The sequence below is a fragment of the Vibrio sp. 10N.222.55.C6 genome (assembly GCF_041473395.1).
GTDB lineage: Bacteria > Pseudomonadota > Gammaproteobacteria > Enterobacterales > Vibrionaceae > Vibrio > Vibrio crassostreae_C.
The window spans coordinates 1-242 of the sequence record NZ_JBFRSD010000878.1; the positions used below are offsets into that span (position 1 = coordinate 1).

Below are 242 nucleotides of genomic sequence, written 5' to 3' on the forward strand. Positions count from 1 at the left end.
GCTAAAAAAGGTTTAGCAGAAAAGTTAGCTCAAGAAGGCGAATACAGCCCTGCAGACGTAGTGTTAACTGTAGACATCAGTCGTCTATCTGAGCTAACTAAACAAGGTTTAGTTCAGTCTGTTGAAAGCGAAGTTCTTGAAAAGAATATTCCTGCTCAATACCAAGATACAAACAATGAGTGGTTCGCTCTAACAACACGTACACGTAGCGTTTACTCTTCTCGTGACCGTGTTGGTCGTCT

Annotated in this window: 1 pseudogene; it reads left to right on the top strand. The window is 41.7% G+C overall.

Annotation, left to right across the window (positions count from 1 at the left end):
• Positions 1-242, top strand: a pseudogene (locus AB4486_RS26665) (iron ABC transporter substrate-binding protein); the annotation flags it as partial.